Origin of the sequence: Fodinibius sp., from assembly GCF_034521915.1 — a bacterium.
Lineage (GTDB): Bacteria > Bacteroidota > Rhodothermia > Balneolales > Balneolaceae > Fodinibius.
Genome location: NZ_JAXHLU010000021.1, coordinates 68,241 through 89,791 on the forward strand (window position 1 = coordinate 68,241; position 21,551 = coordinate 89,791).

Annotated in this window: 22 protein-coding genes, 1 tRNA gene and 1 pseudogene; 14 read left to right on the plus strand and 10 right to left on the minus strand. The window is 43.1% G+C overall.

Annotated features, from left to right (window positions below; all coding sequences use genetic code 11):
• The first annotated feature begins 89 nt into the window (after window positions 1-89).
• From U5J89_RS15635 to U5J89_RS15645, 3 genes are read left to right on the plus strand one after another with little or no spacing between them, the layout of a single operon-like run.
• Window positions 90-1,298: a 2'-deoxycytidine 5'-triphosphate deaminase gene (locus U5J89_RS15635; RefSeq protein ID WP_322576588.1), complete on the plus strand. Its 1,209-nt coding sequence runs from the start codon at window positions 90-92 to the stop codon at window positions 1,296-1,298.
• Between the two features lie 21 nt (window positions 1,299-1,319).
• Complete coding sequence (locus tag U5J89_RS15640) at window positions 1,320-1,538, plus strand: hypothetical protein (protein ID WP_322576589.1); 219 nt, start codon at window positions 1,320-1,322, stop codon at window positions 1,536-1,538.
• 3 nt (window positions 1,539-1,541) lie between these two features.
• Window positions 1,542-2,240: an RsmE family RNA methyltransferase gene (locus U5J89_RS15645; protein ID WP_322576590.1), complete on the plus strand. Its 699-nt coding sequence runs from the start codon at window positions 1,542-1,544 to the stop codon at window positions 2,238-2,240.
• A gap of 50 nt (window positions 2,241-2,290) precedes the next feature.
• Here the strand turns inward: U5J89_RS15645 and U5J89_RS15650 are convergent, their stop codons facing one another.
• The 5 genes from U5J89_RS15650 to U5J89_RS15670 form a co-directional block, all read right to left on the minus strand.
• Window positions 2,291-2,470, minus strand: coding sequence for a hypothetical protein (locus U5J89_RS15650; protein ID WP_322576591.1), 180 nt, complete (start codon window positions 2,468-2,470; stop codon window positions 2,291-2,293).
• 43 nt (window positions 2,471-2,513) lie between these two features.
• Entirely contained in the window at window positions 2,514-4,172 is a 1,659-nt protein-coding gene (locus U5J89_RS15655; protein WP_322576592.1) for a S41 family peptidase, read from the minus strand.
• A gap of 148 nt (window positions 4,173-4,320) precedes the next feature.
• Window positions 4,321-5,769: an ATP-dependent protease ATPase subunit HslU gene (hslU, locus tag U5J89_RS15660; RefSeq protein WP_322576593.1), complete on the minus strand. Its 1,449-nt coding sequence runs from the start codon at window positions 5,767-5,769 to the stop codon at window positions 4,321-4,323.
• A complete protein-coding gene (gene hslV / locus U5J89_RS15665; RefSeq protein WP_322576594.1) occupies window positions 5,769-6,317 on the minus strand; it encodes an ATP-dependent protease subunit HslV in 549 nt (182 codons plus the stop codon). Before hslV ends, hslU begins: the two co-directional genes overlap by 1 nt.
• Window positions 6,318-6,362: 45 nt before the next feature.
• Complete coding sequence (locus U5J89_RS15670; protein WP_322576595.1) at window positions 6,363-8,129, minus strand: Rne/Rng family ribonuclease; 1,767 nt, start codon at window positions 8,127-8,129, stop codon at window positions 6,363-6,365.
• A gap of 562 nt (window positions 8,130-8,691) precedes the next feature.
• Here U5J89_RS15670 and U5J89_RS15675 point away from each other — a divergent pair.
• Entirely contained in the window at window positions 8,692-9,555 is an 864-nt protein-coding gene (locus U5J89_RS15675) for a DUF5694 domain-containing protein (protein WP_322576596.1), read from the plus strand.
• A 25-nt stretch (window positions 9,556-9,580) separates the two neighbouring features.
• On the opposite strand, the gene murA is transcribed toward U5J89_RS15675, so the two are convergent.
• Genes murA through U5J89_RS15695 form a run of 4 tightly spaced genes read right to left on the minus strand, consistent with a single transcriptional unit; the run spans window position 9,581 to window position 12,228 of the window.
• Window positions 9,581-10,852 (minus strand): UDP-N-acetylglucosamine 1-carboxyvinyltransferase, encoded by a 1,272-nt coding sequence (murA, locus tag U5J89_RS15680; protein WP_322576597.1) that lies wholly within the window; start codon window positions 10,850-10,852, stop codon window positions 9,581-9,583.
• Window positions 10,845-11,354 carry an acetyl-CoA carboxylase biotin carboxyl carrier protein subunit gene (locus tag U5J89_RS15685; RefSeq protein ID WP_322576598.1) on the minus strand — a complete coding sequence of 170 codons (510 nt, stop codon included), beginning with the start codon at window positions 11,352-11,354 and terminating at the stop codon, window positions 10,845-10,847. The genes murA and U5J89_RS15685 overlap by 8 nt, the downstream gene beginning before the upstream one ends.
• 2 nt (window positions 11,355-11,356) lie before the next feature.
• On the minus strand, window positions 11,357-11,626 hold the full coding sequence (locus U5J89_RS15690; RefSeq protein WP_322576599.1) for a hypothetical protein: 270 nt from the start codon (window positions 11,624-11,626) through the stop codon (window positions 11,357-11,359).
• 56 nt (window positions 11,627-11,682) lie between these two features.
• Window positions 11,683-12,228 (minus strand): hypothetical protein, encoded by a 546-nt coding sequence (locus tag U5J89_RS15695; RefSeq protein WP_322576600.1) that lies wholly within the window; start codon window positions 12,226-12,228, stop codon window positions 11,683-11,685.
• 99 nt (window positions 12,229-12,327) lie between these two features.
• Between U5J89_RS15695 and U5J89_RS15700 the strand changes: the two genes are divergently transcribed.
• From U5J89_RS15700 to U5J89_RS15715, 3 genes and pseudogenes are all read left to right on the plus strand, one after another.
• Window positions 12,328-13,155 (plus strand): DUF3108 domain-containing protein, encoded by an 828-nt coding sequence (locus U5J89_RS15700; RefSeq protein ID WP_322576601.1) that lies wholly within the window; start codon window positions 12,328-12,330, stop codon window positions 13,153-13,155.
• A gap of 3 nt (window positions 13,156-13,158) precedes the next feature.
• A pseudogene (gene dut, locus U5J89_RS15705) lies at window positions 13,159-13,603 on the plus strand (dUTP diphosphatase).
• A 309-nt stretch (window positions 13,604-13,912) separates the two neighbouring features.
• On the plus strand, window positions 13,913-15,193 hold the full coding sequence (locus tag U5J89_RS15715) for an MFS transporter (RefSeq protein WP_322576604.1): 1,281 nt from the start codon (window positions 13,913-13,915) through the stop codon (window positions 15,191-15,193).
• A gap of 8 nt (window positions 15,194-15,201) precedes the next feature.
• Here the strand turns inward: U5J89_RS15715 and U5J89_RS15720 are convergent, their stop codons facing one another.
• Window positions 15,202-15,729: a PH domain-containing protein gene (locus U5J89_RS15720; RefSeq protein WP_322576605.1), complete on the minus strand. Its 528-nt coding sequence runs from the start codon at window positions 15,727-15,729 to the stop codon at window positions 15,202-15,204.
• Window positions 15,730-15,884: 155 nt separating this feature from the next.
• Here U5J89_RS15720 and ccsA point away from each other — a divergent pair, with 155 nt between their 5' ends.
• The 7 genes from ccsA (at window position 15,885) to U5J89_RS15755 (ending at window position 21,271) form a co-directional block, all read left to right on the plus strand.
• The gene (ccsA, locus tag U5J89_RS15725; RefSeq protein ID WP_322576606.1) at window positions 15,885-16,553 is read left to right on the plus strand and encodes a cytochrome c biogenesis protein CcsA; all 669 of its coding nucleotides are present in this window, start codon (window positions 15,885-15,887) and stop codon (window positions 16,551-16,553) included.
• On the plus strand, window positions 16,550-16,822 hold the full coding sequence (locus U5J89_RS15730) for a CcmD family protein (RefSeq protein ID WP_322576607.1): 273 nt from the start codon (window positions 16,550-16,552) through the stop codon (window positions 16,820-16,822). The genes ccsA and U5J89_RS15730 overlap by 4 nt, the downstream gene beginning before the upstream one ends.
• Entirely contained in the window at window positions 16,819-17,217 is a 399-nt protein-coding gene (locus U5J89_RS15735; protein WP_322576608.1) for a cytochrome c maturation protein CcmE, read from the plus strand. Before U5J89_RS15730 ends, U5J89_RS15735 begins: the two co-directional genes overlap by 4 nt.
• Before the next feature lie 10 nt (window positions 17,218-17,227).
• Window positions 17,228-19,711, plus strand: coding sequence for a heme lyase CcmF/NrfE family subunit (locus U5J89_RS15740; RefSeq protein ID WP_322576609.1), 2,484 nt, complete (start codon window positions 17,228-17,230; stop codon window positions 19,709-19,711).
• 11 nt (window positions 19,712-19,722) lie between these two features.
• Window positions 19,723-20,370 (plus strand): hypothetical protein, encoded by a 648-nt coding sequence (locus tag U5J89_RS15745; protein WP_322576610.1) that lies wholly within the window; start codon window positions 19,723-19,725, stop codon window positions 20,368-20,370.
• A 2-nt stretch (window positions 20,371-20,372) separates the two neighbouring features.
• A complete protein-coding gene (truA, locus tag U5J89_RS15750; RefSeq protein ID WP_322576611.1) occupies window positions 20,373-21,041 on the plus strand; it encodes a tRNA pseudouridine(38-40) synthase TruA in 669 nt (222 codons plus the stop codon).
• A gap of 155 nt (window positions 21,042-21,196) precedes the next feature.
• Window positions 21,197-21,271 (plus strand) — tRNA-Asn (locus U5J89_RS15755).
• Window positions 21,272-21,551 lie beyond the last annotated feature (280 nt).

A 21,551-nucleotide genomic window follows, 5' to 3' on the forward strand; every position in this document is an offset into this window, starting at 1 on the left:
ATTCTGATTGCTGAATTCCTATATTAGGGCGCAAGTTCAGATGCTAAGATAAAAATATTCATTAACGTTTTAATTTAAGATAGGTTTTGATGAGCAGCGAGATTCAAAAAGTACATCTGCGAACCAAGGGGATACTTCCCGTTCAAAAATTACGTGTATTGGCAAATGCGGGCATAATTTCTCATGCTGATGGATATCCATTGCAGGATGATCAGTTTCAGCCCAACTCAATAGATTTGCGTTTGGGGGAAAAGGCCTACCGGGTTCGATGCAGTTTTTTGCCCGAAGATGAATCGGTAGATCAAAAGTTGGAGAAGCTTAGTCAGTACGATTTTTCGATAACCGATGGAGCTATTTTAGAACCCAATTGTGTATATATTATTCCGCTGCTCGAGGAGTTGCATTTACCGTCTCATATCTCGCCACAGAAAACACTGTTCAACGGTAACGAAAACGGTGTAGACTACCAGATTGTATCCGGAGAGCACCTTTCTGCCAAAGCTAATCCCAAGAGTACAACGGGGCGTCTTGATGTCTTTACGCGCGTAATTACGGATTATTCCCACCGATTCGAGGAAATCCGATCAGGCTATAAAGGGCAAATGTATCTGGAGGTTGTCCCCAAGTCATTTCCAATAAAAATTAAGACAGGGCAACGTCTAAATCAGCTGAGAATTCGTCATGGCTATACCGTGCTTTCGGATCAGGATATTTTGCGAACACACAGTTCCGATCCGCTCCTTTTTACCGAAGGCGGTGATCCTGTTAATGTGGATGAGTTAAAGGTCAATAATGGACTTTTTCTGAGTGTCAATTTGCATGCTTCGGAAGATCAGGTTGTAGGATACAAGGCTAAAAAGCACCGTGATTACATCGATCTCGATAATATTGATTATTACGAGGTTTCGGAGTTTTGGGAACCCATCTACCATCAACCGGATGATCATCTCATTTTAGAACCGGAAGCCTTTTATATCTTTGCTTCTAAAGAGCGATGTCGTATTCCGGAATATTTAGCTGCTGAAATGATTGCCTACGATACGGGATCGGGTGAGCTGCGAACGCATTATGCCGGTTTTTTTGACAGCGGCTTTGGCGGACGTGTGGAGGACAAAGGAGCCCGTGCTGTACTCGAAGTACGTTCGCACGATGTGCCATTTTTAATTGAAGATGGACAAACCTTTTGTAGTATGAAGTTTGAACCGAATACCGAAGTTCCTGAATTTGTGTACGGTGATGACAGTAAGAGCAATTACCAGGGGCAAGAACTTCGGTTAGGAAAACATTTTAAACAATAGGGGGTTAATAGCTGAATTATTATGGCTCCAAATAATGTAACAGAATGTATTTGTCACGATCGGGAGTTTATCGAGATAAAGCAGTATGCCAATCAAAATAATATTACCTCGCTCGATGAGCTTCAAAATCAGAATTATTGTAGCAATAGCTGTGGCCTTTGTGCTCCATATGTTGAAATTGTTTTGGAAACCGGTCAGACGGAATTTAAGCCTGGAGAACCGTTTCGAAAAAAGCGATAAGTGATGAATATTTTCTATGCACCGCCGTCACAGATAAATAATGGCTATGCTGAGCTTTTGGATCAGGAAGCGATTCACGCCTCAAAGGTGATGAGGGCCCGAGAAGGTGACAAGTTAACGATCGTAGATGGGGAGGGGGGCCACTACCGGGGAATCATTCGCCGGATTACAAAGAAATCAGTGCAAGTAGAAATTGAAGATGCGCAACATCATTCCCGCCCCAAACCACACCTTGTTTTAGGGATGGGAATTATAAAGAAAAGAGATCGCTTAGAATTTGCTGTTGAAAAAGCTATTGAATTAGGGGCAGCTCAAATATGTCTATTTAGAAGTGAGCATACCATCAAAGAAAATGTGCGCATGGACCGACTGGAGTCGCTGGCAATTTCGGCTATGAAGCAAAGTCTGCAGGCTCACCTGAGTACAATCGAGGTCTACCATTCGCTGGATGTGATGCTGGAATCGGTTTTTGCAGACAATATATTGGTTGCCCACGAAAAGGTGGATGAAGCTAAGGGAGATATTAACTACAAAAGCGTTCGTAATTCCGAGAGAACACTGTTATTGGTTGGACCGGAGGGAGGTTTTTCGGAATCTGAAATTCGTGATCTTACAGATAAAGGGGGAGAGTTAGTGTCACTTGGACCCAATAGATTGCGTGCAGAAACGGCTGCTATAGCTTTTATGAGTCAATTTTTGTAAATAGAAAAGCCCGACTCATAGAGCCGGGCTGATAAATTTTTGTTGAAAATTTAGTATCGATCAGTCGATGGCGTTGTATGCGTAGCTGCATACTCTTCCAACTTTGCTACCTCATCCCACATTTTCATTGCTTCGTCAATGGTTTCATCAAGCTTATTTCTAACGGGATAATATTTTTTGAGTCCCCAAACCTGCCGCGCCAACTCTGCTTTTATGAGTCCGCGAGGCATCCATTCGATTTCTTCTAAATGTCCTTCAGGAACAAATAAGGTGTCAGATTTGAAAGTCTGGTTTAGAAAGTGTATCTGTTACAACCATATTTTTTTCTTTAAGACGGCTGAAAACTTCATCCATCTGTTCTTCCGACCATTCGAAATCTTTATTGAACCGGTCAAAATTGTCTTCCCACTCTTGTCGGAATGAATCCCCATTTTCATCCAGGTAGTCGCGAACAAAATTAAAGCCAACCCGGTTACGAAGCATATAGTTAGCTACAATTTTGGATTGTGCTGTATCTGGTTGTACAACATGATCGGGTACAATTCCCCCGCCACCGTAAACGGTTCTTCCGGCATCTGTTGAATATTTTAGGGAATCTGGCACATGAGAAACGAATTCCATGGCATCACCTTTGGCATCTACACCCCGCTGATAAATTTCATAGGCGTATTCTTCACCGCCTTTTTTATTATAGGGTTTCTGTATTAATCGGCCGGAGGGAGTATAATACTTGGATATGGTAACACGGATTTTGCTGGAATCAACCAGTTCGTATTGTTGCTGAACCAGTCCTTTACCGAATGTACGTCGTCCTACAATCCAACCGCGATCGTGATCCTGAACAGCACCGCTTACAATTTCACTAGCAGAGGCTGATCCCTCATCAACAAGAATCATAAGCGGTTTATCTTTAAAGAAACCATCGCGGCGCGAGTAATAGGCCGAGGTAAACCGAGTGTGCCGACTTTTTGTAGAAACAATTTTTGTGCCCCTGGGAAAGAATTCCTCGGTAATGGCAACGGCCTGACTTAGATAGCCGCCGGGATTGCCTCTCAAGTCTAACAGCAGGCGTTCCATCCCTTTATCCTGGAGCTTTTTCATTGCGTCCATAAATTCTTGATGGGTCGTTTGGATAAACTTATCCATCTTGATATAGCCGGTTTTTTCATCCATCATATAGGCAGCGCCGATGGAGTAGAGGGGGATGTCATCGCGAACAATGGTAAACTCGATGGGATCTTTTACGTTTGGACGTTTAATAGTGACATCAACCTCAGAGCCTTTTGGACCTCGCAAGGTATTACGGACATCTTCATTCGTAAAACCAATGGCACTTTCCCCGTTAATTTTGATGATGCGATCTCCGGAACGAATGCCCAGCGCGTCACTGGGTCCGCCGGCAATAGCCGTAATAACGGTAATGGTATCTTGTATCACATTGAACTGAACACCAATACCCTGGAATTTGCCTGAAAACTCATCATCAATATCATCACTTAGTGATGGTTCAATATAAACCGAGTGTGGATCCAATCCCTTAAACATGGATTGCAAGGCATCTTCGGTCCTTGCAGTCATATCTTCATCGGGATAGTTATTGGTGATATACAGATATGCCTGCTCGAACTTGTCAACCGATTTGCCGAGGTTTTTGATTTCTAAATCTTCAAAAGTAGTATCGGCCGGGGTACCTTCAAGATTTGCCGTACTGTCTGATAAGTTTTTAACTAATCCTTTTACACTGTTTTTGTACAGTTCTGTTACATCAACTGGATCAACATAATTGTCGATTATTCGCCGTTGAGCCTGCACATATTTTTTGATGTTTTTCTGTAGGGTATCATCTCCGGGAACGACAGTTTCTACGCCGGCAAACCAGAAAGAGGATAAAACAAATAGTGTTACTATATTGGGGATGATAAACTTTTTCATGCTCATAGTGCAAAAGATATTGGTGATTGTATTGCAAAAATTACTTCCTGAAAAGTACTGTTAAAGAATGAACATATTAAATAGGCAAATGAGTATTAGCCATATAATTTGTAAGTAGCTGATTAATTTGATTTTTGTCAACGTACAATTACAGAATATATTGACTTAAATCTTTGTCCTTAACAAGATCATCCAGCTGTTTGTTCACATAGTCTTTGTCGATGGTGATATCGCCGGAGCTAATATCATCGGGAACAGCAAATAATAGTTCATCCAGCAGTGATGACAAAATAGTATGTAGCCTTCGGGCGCCGATATTTTCTACCCGATCGTTTACCTGCGCGGCAATAGAAGCAACTTCCTTGAGTGCGTCTTCGGTAAATTCAATATCTACGCCTTCAGATTTTAACATTGCTTGATACTGCTTGGTTAACGCATTTTTTGGCTGCGTTAGAATATCAAAGAAATCCTCTTCAGTAAGGGAGTTAAGCTCTACGCGGATAGGAAAACGTCCCTGCAGTTCGGGAATCAGATCCGAAGGTTTGGAGACGTGAAAGGCTCCCGAACCAATAAACAGCATGTGATCAGTTTTTACCATGCCATGTTTGGTCGATACATTACTGCCTTCGACAATGGGAAGCATATCACGTTGCACACCCTGCCGGCTTACATCAGGTCCACCACCGCCACCGCCTTTACTATTGTTGGATGATTCGGCCACCTTGTCGATTTCATCAATAAAGATAATACCCTGTTTCTGTACGCGTTCAAGTCCTTCTTGTACAGCTGATTCATGATCAATCAGCTTCTCCGCTTCTTCTTCCAAAAGAATTTCGCGGGCTTCTTCAATCGTAACTTTTCGTTTGGTTTTGTTTTGTCCACCCAGGTTGCCCAACATATCCTGCAGATTAATGCCCATTTCTTCCATACCACCCTGGGGACCAAAGACCTGCATCATTGGGGAACGACTCGATTTTTGAACTTCAATTTCTATTTCGCGCTCATCTAACTCTCCATTGCGGAGCTTCTCGCGAAACTTTTTACGCGTGCGTTCATTCAGTTCCTCATCAGAAGCACTTTGGGGATTAAAATCCTGATCAGTTGAATTGGCATCAAATCCCGGAGAGCTGTTATTTGCTCCTTGATTTTTCTTGACAGGAGGGATGAGGATATCCAATATTCGTTCTTCGACAACCTCCCGGGCTTCTTCTTCCACACGATCGCGCATTTCGGTTTTTACCATGTCGATGGCAATATCCGTAAGATCGCGAATCATTGACTCTACATCGCGTCCCACATAGCCAACCTCGGTAAATTTACTTGCCTCCACTTTGATAAAGGGAGCTTCTGCAAGCTTGGCCAGACGTCGAGCAATTTCTGTTTTACCAACGCCGGTGGGGCCAATCAATAGAATATTATTTGGCAGAATTTCATCTCTGATTTCTTCATCAGCATTCATACGTCGCCAGCGGTTTCGCAAGGCAATGGAAACCGATCGTTTGGCGTCGTCTTGACCAATAATATATTTGTTCAATTCCGCTACAACTTGTTGCGGGGTAAGATTTTTCTGTGTTACTGTCTTTTGTAAAGTACTCATCAATCTTCAATTTCTAATATACTCAGGTTATGATTTGTATAGATACAGATATCTGCTGCAATATCGAGTGCTTTTTCCACTATCTCACGGGCTGACAGATCGGGAGCATTCGCTTTTAATGCCCGTGCAGCAGCAAGCGCAAAGCTTCCGCCGCTGCCGATAGCTAAAATTTGATCATCGGGTTCAATAACGTCACCCTGACCCGAAATCAGCAGAGCCTGGTCTTTACTCATTACGACCAAAAGAGCTTCAAGTTTTCGTAAAAATTTATCCTGCCGCCATTCTTTAGCCATCTCAACGGCGGCGCGTTTTAAATTACCATTATACTGCTTTAGTTTTTCCTCGTATTTCTCAAAAAGCGTAAAGGCATCGGCTGTAGACCCGGCAAAGCCGGCAGCAATTTTGCCTTCATAAAGGTGCCGCACTTTGTTAACGGTAGCTTTCATCACGGTATTTTCCATGGTTGCCTGACCGTCGCCACCGAGGGCAGCCTCACCATTGTGGATAATGCCTAATACTGTTGTTGCTTTAATCTCAGGTAAACTCATTAAATGCTATTCTGTTTCAATTCTTTTGGGATTAAGATATATCGTTTAGGAGTCAGACTTATAGTACTTCGATTTAGAACTTCCTCCTGAGCGAGATGGACGCGGCTTACGCTTGTCTCGTTTCTGACGTCCACCAGATCCATTTTCTTTCTTATAATAATCCAGGTCGCCACGACCCGGGCGGTCATCCAGAGCATCCAATTCACTTGTTTCGTTAGCAATAAGCTCATCGATGTTGTTCTCCTGCATAACCACATCCGTAATGTCGATATCGGAACCGGCGATGGTTGCTTTATATTCGTTCAATGAAATAGAATCATCTGCGACGAGCGTAATTTTTAGCCAATAACGGATCATCCATTTTCGACGGATGCTAAGTAATCCTTTTTCCAGATATGCCTTTAGGTAAGGGTTGATATAAATATCAACGGCACGATAATCGGTAGTAGTACGGAACTTGCTTAGCCATGCGTCAAGATCGGCAATAATCGTATTTTTTGTGACTACGCTGCCCGATCCACCGCATGTAGGGCACACTTTTGATACGGAGTTAACCACACTTGGCCGGATTCGCTGGCGCGTAATTTGGACAAGCCCAAAGTCGCTCATACCAATAACATTGGTCTTGGCGGGATCTTTTTTGAATTCTTTTTTAAGCTCATCATAAATTTTCTTGCGATTTTTATCATTGCGCAGATCTATAAAGTCAACAACAATAATTCCACCAATATCTCGCAGGCGCAACTGCTTGGCAACTTCACGTGCTGCTTCAAGGTTTGTTTTTAGTGAGTTGTCTTCCTGTTTCTCCTTGGCAGCATAAGGGCCGGAGTTTACATCCACCACATACATGGCTTCAGTCTGTTCAAATATGAGGTATCCACCGGATGGCATGCGAACGCGTGGACTAAATATTGAATCCACGTCCTTTGCAACCTTCATGAAATCAAAGATGTGTTCACGTCCCTTATAAAGCTCTACGTTGGGAAGCATCTGCGGTGCAACCTGGCTGACATACGATTTAATTTTTTTGTGCATCTCGGGATCGTCAACCAGAACGCGGTCGTATTGTTTGGCGAAAAGATCACGAACCAAACTTTCGGTCATATCAAGATCCTTGTAAAGAAGCTCAGGAGGATCAGCTGTTTCAAGACGCTCCAGAATGCGCTCCCATTTCTTGAGCACATCACGCATATCATCCTCTATAGATTGCTCATCCTGTCCTTTGGCAACCGTACGAATAATAACTCCAAATCCATCGGGTACCATAGAGCCTACGATGCTCTTAAGGCGCCGACGCTCTTTATAGTTATTAATTTTACGGGATACGGCTACGTAATCTCCCATGGGAATAAGCACGAGAAAACGACCCGCTACAGTTATATCCGTTGAGATACGCGGACCTTTGGAGCCAATAGGTTCTTTGACAATTTGAACCAACAGCTTTTGACCGGGATTTAGAATTTTTCCCGCCCAGTTCTGCTTTTCATAGTTGGATATCTGATCAAAGTCCGTCTTTTTAAGCTCATCGCGCACATTCTTGTGAATGGCATCACGTCCGTTAAGCATCTGAACATATTCTTTCAGATGATCGCCGGCATCAGAAAAGTGCAGAAAAGCATCCTTTGGAGTACCCATGTCAATAAATGCTGCACGGATACCGCTCATCACCTTGTGGACTTTCGCCAGGTATATATTACCTACCGTACGCTGGTTTTCATCAGATTCTATAAAAAGTTGGGCAAGTTCGCCGTTTTCCAGCAAAGCTATCCGGGTCTGCTTTCCCGAAGCGTGAATAATGATTTGATTTTTCATTGAAATATTCTTCTTTCACGCAGTTGCTGTCCTCCGGACGTATAATCCTGATCAGTAAATCAAAAGTGTTCATAGTAACAACAGTCTTACAGTTCGTTCGTCTTAGCGGGATTTCAGCAACCGCTAAATTAAAATTCCTGTTAGGAGAAAAATTTGTTTGTGTAATAAGGTCGTATTCAGAGGAGGGTATATCTTGCAGAAGACTATCACAAGAAATTAGCGAGTTCATAAACTTCGCCGCATTCTTCAAAAAGAAGTTCAAATGCCTTCGAAAAGTGAATAAAATCTTAAATAGTGCTTGTGAATAAATAATATGCTGCAAAAGGTAAACCTAAATTTTTAATATCTCTGAATACTTGGTAAAAAAGTATCACATTAATATACAAGTAGTTTTGCTATTATGTAAACGGGAAATTTTGAAATGGAGTTCGCTAAGGATGGATTAATAAATTTTATATACGATAAGGGGCTCAGATGAAAGTGATTGGAATATTTTTAACATTTTTTATTCTACTGCGTAAGAGTTAACGCACTGTTTCTCTTTTAAAAAATACTTTTTAGGATGAATCCGATGCAAAAATTTCTTTCTGATATTGATATAACAAAGTTGCTACCCTTCCTAATATTGTTGTTCACTGTCTCTGTAATGCCGATGCAGGCACAAGACCAAGAGCCTATTAAGGTACTATTTTTGGGGACTACCCATCTTGATAATCCCGGGAGGGATGCGATAAATATGAAAGTTCCCGATGTATTGACGGATGAAAAGCAGGAAGAACTAAAGGAGATCCGCGATGCGTTGGCTGACTTCAATCCTAATAAGGTGGCCCTGGAAGTTCAAATGAAGCATCAGTCAGCTTTTGATTCACTCTACCAAGAGTTTCGAGCTGGTAAACTTGATACGTTTTCGACCGGTGATTTTGTATCGAAGCGTAGCGAGCAGTTTCAAATTGGATTTAAGCTGGCCAATAGGCTAAATCATGATCATTTATATGCCGTAGATCATTATATACCCATGAAGATGGGTAAAGTGATGGAGTTTGCAAAGGAGCATGAGCCCGAATTTTTAGAATATTTTGAGAGGTATCAAAACGGTCATCATATTTCAACTCAAGACAGCTTATTACAAAATGGTACCTTGCTTGAGTTGTATCAGTACATGAATACCGAAGAAAGTGTCAAGAAGTATCACGAACCGTATGTGCGGTCACTATCCTTGGCAGATGACAGCTCTTTTGTCGGGGCGGATGTGACGGCCGATTATCACCGGAGAAATTTGCGCATTTTTGCAAACCTGATGAAAATTGCCGAGCCGGGCGACCGTATTTTTATAATGTTTGGTGCCGGCCATTCGCCTTTTATACGTCCGCTTCTTAAAGATTCGCCACGCATCGAATTTGTTGATCCGATGGATTATCTAAAGTGAGTGAAGGATATTTTTTGCTGGAGTTTTACTCCTCTTGTTGAGTCCGTGTAATATTAGCCCCAACATTGGTAAGTTTCTCCTCCAGATCCTCGTAGCCGCGATCAAGATGATAAATTCGCAGCACATCCGTTTTTCCTTTGGCTACCATGCCGGCCAGAACTAAACTTACGCTGGCGCGCAGGTCGGTACTCATCACCGAAGCTCCTTTTAATTCAGTTTTACCACTAATGTGAGCTGTGTTTTTCTCTACATCAATATCGGCTCCCAATCGCACCAATTCGGGCACGTAGCTGAAGCGATCGTCATAAATCGTATCCGTTACTTTTGATTCTCCGTTTGCCTGTGTCATCATGGTGGCCCATTGCGCCTGCAGATCGGTAGGGAAGCCGGGATACACTTTTGTTTTTATTGAAGTTGGATTGATCTCTTTTGGTGCTTGAATGTGAATAGACTCACCGTTAATCGTCATTTCAGCGCCAATTTCACGGAAGGTCTCAGGAAAATGTCCGAGATCATCAACATCTACATTGGTAAGCGTAACGTTTGATTGCGGATGCATAGCTGCAGCAATCATAAAAGTGCCGGTTTCAATGCGGTCAGAAGCGTTACGGGCAGTAATCCCCTGAAGGCTGTCTACTTTTCGGATGGTTAAGGTGCGCGTGCCGATACCTTCAATATCGGCCCCCATTTCGGCCAGCTTTTTGCAGAGCAGCACTACATCCGGTTCTTTGGCGGCATTTTTGATCGTAAATTCTTTGGCTCGCAAGACGGATGCCAATACGAGGTTTACCGTTGCTCCAACGCTGCTGGGTTCGAGTCTGAAGGTACCCCCTTCCAGCTCCTCGGGAGCCTTTGCAATCACGTATCCTTGATCGAGCTGGATATCAGCGCCCATTTCACGCATGCCATCGAGGTGGAGGTCAACGGGACGCGGTCCCCACGCGCAGCCGCCGGGCAATGATACCTTGGCTTCGCCAAACTTGCCGAGCAGGGCACCCAGCATATAGAACGAAGCTCGCATTTTTCGAACGAGTTCATAGGGAGCTTCGTAGTGTGTTAAGTTTTTGGAATCAATAGTGAGTACGCCCTCATCCTCATCAAAATCCACACGACAACCGGTAACGCGAATCACATTATTAAAGGTATAGATGTCGCGAAGTTTTGGTACGTTTGTGATGGTCGTAGGCGAATCACCTAAAATAGCTGCCGCCATAAGGGGCAACGCTGCATTTTTTGATCCGCTGATTGGAATAGTGCCTTGGAGAGGGGTAGGTCCTTCAATTACAAATTTATCCACTTGCTTCTATTTCTAAGATTAGAGCGTCTTTTTCGAGTGAGTCTCCCTGTTCTACATCGATAGATGATATTATGCCTTTGATGGGAGCTTTGAGTTCATTTTCCATCTTCATGGCTTCCAGAATAGCAACTGGGTCGCCGAGTTCTACTTCATCGCCTTCTTCGACCAGTACTTCCAGAATTTTACCGGGCATGGGGGCGTAGAGTTCTCCTTCGCCAATTTCTCCGACCGTTTTGAATCCCATGCGATCCAGTAACAGATCCTGTTCATTGCGAACATCCACTGAGTGCCAGTTGCCATTGAGGGTAAACGTTACTGTATGCTTGTCATATGATACATTATCGATTTTGTAAAGTCTTGTTCCCATTCGGAGCAAATAACGCCCGTTTTCCTGGCGGTGAAACTCATAAGATTGTGATTCATCATCGAAAATAACCTCGTTGGCATCTTCAACAATTTCCAGTTCCGTAGTAGATTCATCAAATACAGCTTCAAATTTCATAATCAGTTCGATTTTATTTCTGCAAGTCCCTTGCTAGTTGCTTGAAAAGTAAAATCCTGCAGGTTATCAGTATCATAAAAACTTGTAAGGGCAATTTTGTTGCCGCTGCGTTCATAGGCCTCTACAAAACCAAAACTTAGCAGGTTAATCAGGTCATCGCGCAGTTCTCCCTGCAGCAATCCCGTTTCCTCCATAATAACCTGGAATTTTTCCGGAAAGATGAGTCGTTCGAGCACTCTTTTTTCGGTTTTGGTTATTTTATGCTTGCCCATAGTGTGTTTGCTTTTGAAAGAGCTTGAAAATAGGAGGGAGATTGCTCTTTAACAACTTACTCGGAGCCAATTTTTATATCCCCGTAAGTAATCACATTTAGATCGCCGTCGAGGATGCGAATTCTGTAGAGACCGTTGGCTTGACTTCCACCCGATTTACCAGAAATTTCTTGTCCATTTAGTTGGATTGTTACCAGAGATGGTGATGAGATATCATCGCGAACGGCTATTGGGGGTTTTCCTGCCTCCGAAACGAGCTCAAAGGAATACACTTCTAAACGGTCAAGGTTATCTATATTACTGAGGTAGATGTTGATCGTTAAATTCTGATTAAAATCCATTGGATTCGGATAGGGAGGCTGAAAACTTGAGATACCCGTACCTATATTTATTAATCCCCTGTACATGGGACTAATACGCCAGTCATCGGGGTCATTATTAGTAATTTCTCCTTGGGTTGGAGTAGCAGTAAAGTTACTTGGGGCAGAAAGTGATTGGTTTTCAAATTCCCGCTGATCATTACTTTTAGAACATCCTGCAACAATCAGGAATCCTGCTAAAAATAAAAGAGTTAAGTATTGTGAAAATTTGGTTGATAACATAAACGAAAATTCCTGTAAGATACTTCTAATAATATTTCAATTTCATCTATATAATAGGGAACTTTGGACGCTTATATAAAACAAATTTACGATTTTATTTTGAAAATATTGAAGCAGTCTGCTATTACTGGATTTGCTATTATCTGCTTAGTTGGTGGGTTGGCATTCCCATCGGACGTACAGGCACAAGATTCGCTACTGACATATGACCATCCCGACAGGCCGCCTACTATGGAAGAATTGGTGCAGTGGAAGGAGGTGTTCACCTACAAAGTAAAGTTCGGTTTTTTTAAGCTGGGTGAGGTGAAAACAACAATAATAAAGGATACTACTTATCATGGACAAAAAATCTGGTGGCTCCGAACAGTTATAACGTCAAATTCAGGGATCCCTTTTGTCGGGGAAGAGGAAAATCACTATAACACCTTTATGGTAGAAACCGACAGTACGCCATACACAAAGCTCTACTGGCGGGATGATGTGGATGAGAATGAGTTTGAGGCAGAAGTATATGAGTATGATTATGAAAACGAGAAAGTGTATGTCTTAGAGAATATGACCCCGGTTGACACTCTGGCGCTAACTGAGCCTTCAAGTTCGGGTCAGCTTATTTTCTATTATTCACGGCTCTTTGCAGGAACCGGTAAAAACTATCGCCTGCCGGTATATTTGGAGCGCGAAAAAGGGTACATAAATGCTATGAATAGCACCGAAACGGTAATGCGTAAATACGATGCTTTTGATAAGCCTGTTGAAACATATTTTAGTGAGGGAGATGCAGATATTGACGGCCCTTTTGGATTTCGAGGAAAATATAAGGCGTGGTATGTCGCTGATGATTTGCGAGTCCCCGCCGAAGCTCACGCCAAGGTTTGGCTGGGCAATGTTAAAGTGCAACTTATTGATTATAAAAAAGAACGCAGATAACTAATGAAGATACAGTTTAAGAAGTTAGCTCACGCTGAGGATTTACCTCTTCCTTCCTATGAATCAGAATTTGCGGCGGGGATGGATATTCGCGCCGCTCTTGAAAAACCGATTACCCTGCAGCCGGGTGAGCGGCAGTTGATCCCATCGGGATTGAAAATGGCTATGCCACAGGGATATGAAGCACAGATGCGTCCCCGAAGCGGATTGGCTTATCGTCACGGTATTACCATGTTAAATACACCCGGAACTATTGATGCAGACTATCGTGGTGAGTTGAAAATGCTGGCGGTAAATTTGGGAGATGAAGGAATTTACCATCAATCACGGAGACCGTATCGCCCAGATGGTGATTGCGCCCGTGATTCAGGCGGAGGTAGGTGAAGTCGAAATCCTTTCCAAAACCGAACGCGGCGATGGGGGCTTTGGTAGTACGGGGGTTAAATAGTTTTGAATTAATAGTTATTTGTTATTGGTAAGGTTGGTAATTTACGAATAACAGATAACCAATAGCTTGCTCGATAATTTATTGACCCACTTTTGATTTCTCCCTGTTCTGCAGGGAGAAAAACTCCTTGATTGAGTTAGATCAACTATTTTAAGTTTTTTTCTAATTTTTATTGAGAGGGCTTACAAATTTTAAAAATCAACCATAAGCCTGAAGATGAATCATCAGGCTGAATATATCTTTTGGAAGCTCACTTAAAGTGAGCTTTAAAATTATAGACCACAGATTTATCTGTGGCAAAAAGAATTTATGCTTGAAAAGATACGACCATACATAGATCTGGTTTCAAACAACCAAAACTATCGCCGGTTGTGGTTAAGCCAGATTGTATCCAACTTTGGGGATTGGTTTGGGATCTTAGCCGTTTATGCGCTTATCACCAAATATTCCGATTCGGAATTTTTATTGGGGCTTATTATCGTGGTAAAGATGATGAGCCTGGCCACCTTTTCTCCCTTTGCGGGATATATTACAGACCGTTTTGACCGGCGTCAATTGATGATTCTTTGTGATCTGCTGCGCGGTGTTATCGTTTTGGGATTATTGCTGGTGGTATCATACGAGACCCTCTGGCTAGCGTATGTGTTAACGGCCTTTCAGATGATGTTATCGGCTGTTTTTGAGCCTGCTAAAACCTCATCGATCCCAAATGTTACTACAGAAAAAGAGCTGGTGGATGCCAATGTATTATCAGCGGCGAGCTGGAGCATTATTTTTACAATTGGCATGGGGATTGGAGGGCTGGCAACCGCATGGCTGGGTACTGATCTTGTATTTATTATCAATGCGTGTAGTTATGTACTGTCAGCTTGGTTTATTTACCGGGCCATTATTCCGCAAAAGAAGATGGATGCGGCCGAGCGCAAGCGCACTCGCAATCCATTAACTGGAATAAAAGAGGGATTTCAGTACCTGTTACGCACGCACAAAGTATTACGTCCTACGCTGGCTAAGGGATGTTTTACCATGTTCCTGGGTGCGTTGACCTACATGCTTATTTTAGTTTCTGAGGATGTGTTGATGATGGGCAGTGTCGGACTTGGACTGCTTTATTCGGCCCGGGGTGTAGGAACCGGCATTGGTCCTGTGGTTGGGCGACGAATTTTTAATCAGGAAAGTAGTTGGGTGCGGGCGATGGGATTTTGTATGATTTTTGCCGGATTAATGTATTCAGTAGTTGGACTTACGACCAGCTTAGGCCTGATGTTGCTCTTTGTTTTTATCGCTCATGCTGCGTCCGGAGCTAACTGGGTGATGAGTACGGTGTTATTACAGCGTCGCACCCCCGATACTTTTAGAGGGCGTATCTTTAGCACCGAATGGTTGCTGTTTACGCTGGCGCAATCGGCATCAGTTCTAATGGCTTCGTGGATTCTCGAGAATGGTTGGCTTAGCATTCAGCAGGCGATGGTTGTATTTGCATTGGGGCTGTCGGTGATAGGAATGATCTGGCATTATACAATTACCCAGCAGGAACAATCATATCAAGAAAAGCACACCAAGAAATCTGTTGCGCAGGCACTGAAGTAGCTGAAAGGCTACTCAAAGTGTTTTTTCTCTTTTTCAAAATCCTCATCCGAAACAAGTCCCTGTTGCCACAGTCCCGTTAAATAATCCATGCGTTCCATCGTACCGGGACCGCGGTCGGGTTGTTCGGGCTTTGTATGTTCTTCCTTTTTTTGAAGTTCTTTTTGGATAGAGATCGCTTTTTCAAGGGTATCTTTTAAAGCGAACGGATCAGCTATGCCGCGAAGAGTCATTGAGGTAGCTGTAGTTTCAAGCTTGATATCTCCAATAGACGTTTTCTTTTGCAGCCAGCTTTGTTGTACAGATACACTTTCGATATTTACCAGGTCAATATTGCGCTGATATTTGTCATCTTGCGAAGAAATCTTCGTGTCGGTAAATGTATACTTGTATGTTTTCTGTCTCTTATAAACCCAATATAGCCCTATCAAACCAACTCCAAAAAGAGGAATGAATAATACCGAAAGGATATATCCGAGCAGGTGATTTCTCCAGCTGGGCTCTAGTGTAATGGATCTATTTGAAGTTTGATTAGCCATAGTAGTTGGACTTTATATCAGTTTATTTATCTGATGTAAACTTAGGTAAAATTCCGGAAAGACTAAGGCGAAAAGACTAATTTTTCCAATACAGATTTCGTATATTATCAGGCTTTCATAATCATCCGCCTCGTATCGAGGTAATTTTTTTGTTCATGAGATTAAAACCCTGGAAATATATTGTTGCTGTCTGGATGACGGCTGTTATCAGTGTCGGTTTTCTGATTCCCATTCCCGATATCCCTATTCTTAAAGAGTCGGCGCGTAACCTGTTTTTGCATGTACCCATGTGGCTTACCATGTCGGTCTGTTTTGCAGCGGGACTTTATTACAGTATTCGCTATTTGAACAACCCAATCATGAAGTTCGATCGCAAAGCCGAAACCGCAACGCAGATAGGGCTTATTTTTGGAATTTGTGGATTGTTAACCGGATCAATTTGGGCGCGTTTTACCTGGGGAACCTGGTGGACGTTTGCTGAACCTCGCATGAACCTTTCGGCGTTGGGAATGATGATTTATGTGGCCTATTTTGTGCTGCGAACTGCTTTTGATAATCCCGAGAAAAGAGCTAAGATTGCGGCTGTATTTAACGTATTTGCTGCTACCACCATCCCGTTTTTGCTGTATATCATTCCACGTCAGTTACCAAGCCTGCATCCGGGAGCGGATGGAAATCCCGCATTCAGTGAAATTACGGCCCCTGAACTGCGATATATTTTCTATCCTGCGGTAATTGGATTTATTGGACTCGCCATTTGGTTGAATGATATTGTGAATCGCTACAAAACTGTAAAGTATTTAACTGATCAACAACGAACATGAAATTTTTACCAGCTCAGGCACAAGAAGATACCGTTGCTGTCGTTGATACATTGACAGAAAGCTACTCCCAAAAGTGGGATGGTACGGCCGGACTGGATCAGGCAAGTCCGCTCATTCAAACGGCGGCCTCGTACGACCTCATATTTATTGTACTTGGGGTCAGCCTCATTATTTGGTTTGTGCTTCTGTTTTTTATCATCCGGGTAGATAAGAAAGTGAATAAACTGGAAAAAGAAATTGAAAAGTCTAACGTAGAAGGAACGTCATGAAGCCTAAGCTGATTATCGGAATAATTGCTATTGTCGGGTTTACATCACTGCTGATGTATAACTTTGGGAACAGCATCAGTACGTACGTAAATTTTGAACAGGCTGCTGGAATGGAAGGCGCCCATGTGGTAGGTAAGTGGGATGATTCTAAAGATTATGGATTTTCTATGGAAACCAAGCAGTTTTCCTTTTATATGGAAGATGAGGACGGCAATGTTCGCCGGGTTGTTTATCCCAAGCCCAAGCCCAATAATTTCGAAGAGGCTGATCAGCTGGTTGTAATCGGTGAGATGCAAAACGGCGTTTTTTATGCCAATGATATGTTGATGAAATGCCCTTCTAAATATAATAATACCGATGAGGCCGAATTTGAAAGAGCAACAGCCTCAAAATAGTTAACACTTCATGATTGGATTTTTAGGAGACCTTTTTGTTAATGCCGCATTGGTAAGTGCGATACTGGCGGCTATTGGATACTTTATATATGCCCGGAACGATACCTATAAGCACTTTAAAATATCGAATTGGCTGTTCGGCTTACAGGGATTTTTTCTGCTGATTGCATCTGGACTGCTACTCTATATCATTCTTACGCACCAGTTCAATTTCTATTATGTCTATAATTATACCAGCAGTGATCTACAGCTCAAATACCTGATATCAGCCTTTTGGGGCGGACAGGAGGGTAGTTTTATGCTATGGATTTTGTTCTCCATCATGATTGGGCTGGGATTGATGAAATGGACTGACGAACCATACCGCGGGCCGGTACTGTTTTTCCTGACGCTAACACAGATTTTCTTATTGTCAATGGTCTCAGGAATTTCTATCGGTGACTTCCAGCTGGGAGCTTCACCATTCCGCTCGCTGGCTGAAGCCATGCCCAACGCTCCGTTTTTGCAATCCAATCCCGATTTTGTACCGCAGGATGGGAAAGGGTTGAACGATCTGCTTAAAAGTCCCTGGATGATGATTCACCCGCCTATCTTATTTACTGGTTTTGCCATGATGACGGTGCCGTACTGTTTTGCGATGGCCGCCCTCTGGAAGCGTAAATATAATGAGTGGGTAGGTCCCGCGCTGCCGTGGACCCTGGGTGCTAATGTAGCCCTTTTAACAGCCATTTTTCTGGGCGGATACTGGGCATATGTCACCCTTTCATTTGGCGGATATTGGGCTTGGGATCCTGTTGAAAATGCCTCTTTTGTACCATGGCTGCTGGGGACTGCAGGCATCCATACCATGATTATCCAGCGTAAAAGCTCGACCTCGCAAAAGGCCTCTATCATTTTTGCGATTTTGGCTTATGTAGCTATTGTTTATGAGACCTTTTTGACGCGTTCCGGTATTCTGGCTGATTCTTCCGTGCACAGTTTTGTTGATTTAGGGCTTTATAATCAGCTCGTTGTATTTATGGGAGCTGTTACGATCATTGGATTGGGCCTGTTTTTCTATCGATATAAAGAGCTGCCATCCCAGGAAAATGAGTCAAAATTGCTGAGCCGCGAGTTTATGACCTTTGCGGGGGCGATGATGTTATTCTTGATTGGTCTGGTGATAATTCTTGGAACGAGTTCACCGATTATCGGGCGCTTGTTTGTAGAAAATCCTACGCCACCTGAAGTCAGCTTTTATAACGAATGGACGATGCCGCTGGCTATTATTGCTGCTATCATGACGGTATTGGGGCAGTTTTTATTCTGGAAACGCCAAGACGCAGAGTCGCTGGCCGCTGACTTGTTGTGGCCGGTTGCAATAAGCTGTGTTGCAACACTGGCTACCATCATTATAGGAGATGTTCGTGATATCTATTATATGGTTTATCTCTTGGCAGCTTGGTTTGCTGTGATTGGGAATTCGGTGATTATATATCGACTGGTCCGTCAAAAGCCGTTACTTATTGGTGGAACACTAAGTCATGTTGGGTTTGGAGTTCTTTTGCTTGGAATATTGGCATCATCAGCCTATAACGAAATGCTTTTAGATGATTCCGTTAAAAAATATAACGCCGCCATTGAGCGTGGCGAAGTAACTGATGAGCAGGGCTTCCAAAAAACACAGAAGGTGAACTTTTTGGAATTAAAACTTAATAAGCCCAAGGTTGTTGATGATCGCTATAAAGTCACCTATGAAGGATATACCCTTAAGAATCAGGAGCGCCCAGGCCAGCAGGAGTATCGTATAAAATTTGAGCCGGCTGATGGGGAAGGAGAGCAATTTGTATTGAACCCACAGGTGTATCCGATGTTGTCATCTTCTTCGCAATCTGATATCCAATGGTCAGTTGATCCGGATGTACGGACTGGTTTAATGAGTGATATCTATTTGTATGTAGCGGGAAGTTCGTTTGTAGAGCGAAGAAATGAAGAGGCCAAAGAAGCTGCAGAGAAGCGAAGGGGCAATGCTTCAACAAAAGAGGATTCTGTCCAGGTGCAGGAAGTAAGTATTGCACGCGGCGAAACTATAAAAGTGGGAGAATTTGATCTTAGTTTTGACGATTATGTTGAAGTGGAAAATCAACAGTTGAAAGACAGCACGATAGTAGCTATCCGGGCCAACCTTGAACTAACACAACGGGGAAGTGATTCTTCGGTACCGCTTCGACCATTGTTTTCTATCTATGTGCAGGATGGAGAAAACTGGACTTACGCTCCGCCTATTTCCATACCCGGTTATGAGGATGCAAGCATTCAGTTTACAAGCGTGGATCCCTCAAATGGTGGTATTGATCTTAAAATACGCGGTATCGATACGCAAGTTGAAGAGCAATGGGTGCTGCTTGTTGCTGAGGAAAAACCGTTTATTTCTGTAGTGTGGCTGGGTACCTTTTTGCTGATGGCTGGATTTAGCATATCTATTTTCCGACATTGGGATAGAGAACGAAAATAATCCCCCTGATTATGCGCCAGTATATACCGGTTTTGTTGCTACTAATAGCATTTGTTACGGCAAGTGCTGACCGGTCTTTGGCGCAACAACCTGATCCCAAAATAGCATTCCTAAAATCGCTGGCCGTACCCGGTTGGGGACACCATCATATAGATAAGGATAATTGGCAGCGTGGGCAGTATCACCTTGCCGCCGATGCTGTTTTGATTTTAAGTTTCGCTGGCTTTTCGATCCACTCGAACAATCTGCAGCAGAATTGGTTTGCCTACGGGCGTCAGCATGCCGGTGTTCCGATTGAGGGACGAAGCCGGCAGTTTCAGTTGGCTGTTGGGGATTATAACAGCCTGGAAGCCTATAATGATTTTCAGGCTCGCAGCCGAAATTGGGATCAGCTTTTTGACGATGTGCCTCAAAATCGCTGGCAGTGGTCGGACCGGGCTGAGCGACAGAAATATCGCGATTTGCGCAGTCGTTTTGAGCGCATAGATCAGCAATTGCCTGCACTACTGGGATTGATGGTTGTGAATAGGGTTATTAGCGGTATCAGTGCCTATAATCGTGCCAAGAAAAAGCAGAAATCAAACGTGAGTAGTTCGCTGTTTTTGTCCCCTTATCAATATGCTGATGGACTGGTTGCCAATCTAAGGATAACATTTTAGCCATGCCCCAATATAAGATTTCGATAGAATTTGAGGGCACCCGTTACAGCGGGTGGCAAAAGCAGCCGAATAGCAATACGGTGGAAGAAGAGATCGAGTCTGCGCTATCCCAAATTTTACCTCAGCCCATTGATGTGATCGGCCAGGGACGAACCGACAGTGGAGTACATGCCGAGGAGCAGGTTGCTCATTTTGATTATCCCGATGAACTTGATTCTGACAGAATATTGTATGCCCTCTTGGGCGTGCTGCCGCACGATATAGCCGTTTGGGATATAAAGCAGGTTTCGGATGATTTTCATGCCCGGTTTGATGCTACGGCGCGTCGGTACCGGTATCAAATAATACGCCGGCCGGCTCCGCTGCTAAGGTCTGTATCGGAGATGGTGCTCGATGATCTGGATTTGGATGCGATGCATTACTGCGCACAAAAAGTTGAAGGCACACATAACTTTGACAGTTTTACAAAGCCAGATAACGAAAATCCGGATTCGGTTTGTGAAGTCATGCATTCGTCTTTTACTGAAGATCAGTATCTGCTATGTTATCATATCGAAGCCAACCGTTTTGTCCGACATATGGTACGCAGGTTGGTAGGCACGATGATAGAGGTAGGGAAGGGCAAACGAACAGTCCAGGAATTTGAGGATATGATTGAAAATCCCAAGTAAGCAGAAGAACGGTCACGGCGCCGCTTCACAGGGACTTATTTTGGAAAAAGTTAAGTATGAAAAAAGCTAAAAAAAATTCTTGACTTGAGTTGCCTTAATCTATTATATTTGTGCTCTCTTTGAAACGGTTGAAAGATCTTTTAAAAGAGATATATTCCTCGGTAGCTCAGCGGCAGAGCAATCGGCTGTTAACCGATGGGTCGTAGGTTCGAATCCTACCCGGGGAGCCATCACATAATGAAGTGCGAACAGATAGGTCATTTTGCTTATCTGTATCGCACTTTATTATTTCTTGCCATTCTGCTTCAAGCCATTCATCACATATATATGAGATGATTATTTCTCCCTCATCTTTATTTCCTCTACCATTACTTACAACATTTGATTCTACCTCCCGAATCAGAGTTTGGACTAATTCTTTTTGCTCATCTAAATCTCTATTGTCTAATTCTTTATTGAATTCTTTAATAATCTCGATATGTGAGGATGTATCAATAATTCGGGAATTCT

What these genes read in the sequence shown, in the direction of transcription:
- U5J89_RS15675 (WP_322576596.1), top strand. Translation starts at nt 8,692, where the DNA reads ATGAATCCGATGCAAAAATTTCTTTCTGATATTGATATAACAAAGTTG.
- U5J89_RS15685 (WP_322576598.1), bottom strand. Translation starts at nt 11,354, where the DNA reads ATGAAATTTGAAGCTGTATTTGATGAATCTACTACGGAACTGGAAATT.
- U5J89_RS15720 (WP_322576605.1), bottom strand. Translation starts at nt 15,729, where the DNA reads ATGGCTAATCAAACTTCAAATAGATCCATTACACTAGAGCCCAGCTGG.
- U5J89_RS15645 (WP_322576590.1), top strand. Translation starts at nt 1,542, where the DNA reads ATGAATATTTTCTATGCACCGCCGTCACAGATAAATAATGGCTATGCT.
- U5J89_RS15735 (WP_322576608.1), top strand. Translation starts at nt 16,819, where the DNA reads ATGAAGCCTAAGCTGATTATCGGAATAATTGCTATTGTCGGGTTTACA.
- ccsA (WP_322576606.1), top strand. Translation starts at nt 15,885, where the DNA reads ATGAGATTAAAACCCTGGAAATATATTGTTGCTGTCTGGATGACGGCT.
- U5J89_RS15730 (WP_322576607.1), top strand. Translation starts at nt 16,550, where the DNA reads ATGAAATTTTTACCAGCTCAGGCACAAGAAGATACCGTTGCTGTCGTT.
- U5J89_RS15740 (WP_322576609.1), top strand. Translation starts at nt 17,228, where the DNA reads ATGATTGGATTTTTAGGAGACCTTTTTGTTAATGCCGCATTGGTAAGT.
- hslV (WP_322576594.1), bottom strand. Translation starts at nt 6,317, where the DNA reads ATGAGTTTACCTGAGATTAAAGCAACAACAGTATTAGGCATTATCCAC.
- U5J89_RS15640 (WP_322576589.1), top strand. Translation starts at nt 1,320, where the DNA reads ATGGCTCCAAATAATGTAACAGAATGTATTTGTCACGATCGGGAGTTT.
- U5J89_RS15745 (WP_322576610.1), top strand. Translation starts at nt 19,723, where the DNA reads ATGCGCCAGTATATACCGGTTTTGTTGCTACTAATAGCATTTGTTACG.
- hslU (WP_322576593.1), bottom strand. Translation starts at nt 5,769, where the DNA reads ATGAGTACTTTACAAAAGACAGTAACACAGAAAAATCTTACCCCGCAA.
- U5J89_RS15655 (WP_322576592.1), bottom strand. Translation starts at nt 4,172, where the DNA reads ATGAAAAAGTTTATCATCCCCAATATAGTAACACTATTTGTTTTATCC.
- U5J89_RS15650 (WP_322576591.1), bottom strand. Translation starts at nt 2,470, where the DNA reads ATGCCTCGCGGACTCATAAAAGCAGAGTTGGCGCGGCAGGTTTGGGGA.
- U5J89_RS15690 (WP_322576599.1), bottom strand. Translation starts at nt 11,626, where the DNA reads ATGGGCAAGCATAAAATAACCAAAACCGAAAAAAGAGTGCTCGAACGA.
- U5J89_RS15715 (WP_322576604.1), top strand. Translation starts at nt 13,913, where the DNA reads ATGCTTGAAAAGATACGACCATACATAGATCTGGTTTCAAACAACCAA.
- U5J89_RS15635 (WP_322576588.1), top strand. Translation starts at nt 90, where the DNA reads ATGAGCAGCGAGATTCAAAAAGTACATCTGCGAACCAAGGGGATACTT.
- U5J89_RS15695 (WP_322576600.1), bottom strand. Translation starts at nt 12,228, where the DNA reads ATGTTATCAACCAAATTTTCACAATACTTAACTCTTTTATTTTTAGCA.
- U5J89_RS15670 (WP_322576595.1), bottom strand. Translation starts at nt 8,129, where the DNA reads ATGAAAAATCAAATCATTATTCACGCTTCGGGAAAGCAGACCCGGATA.
- truA (WP_322576611.1), top strand. Translation starts at nt 20,373, where the DNA reads ATGCCCCAATATAAGATTTCGATAGAATTTGAGGGCACCCGTTACAGC.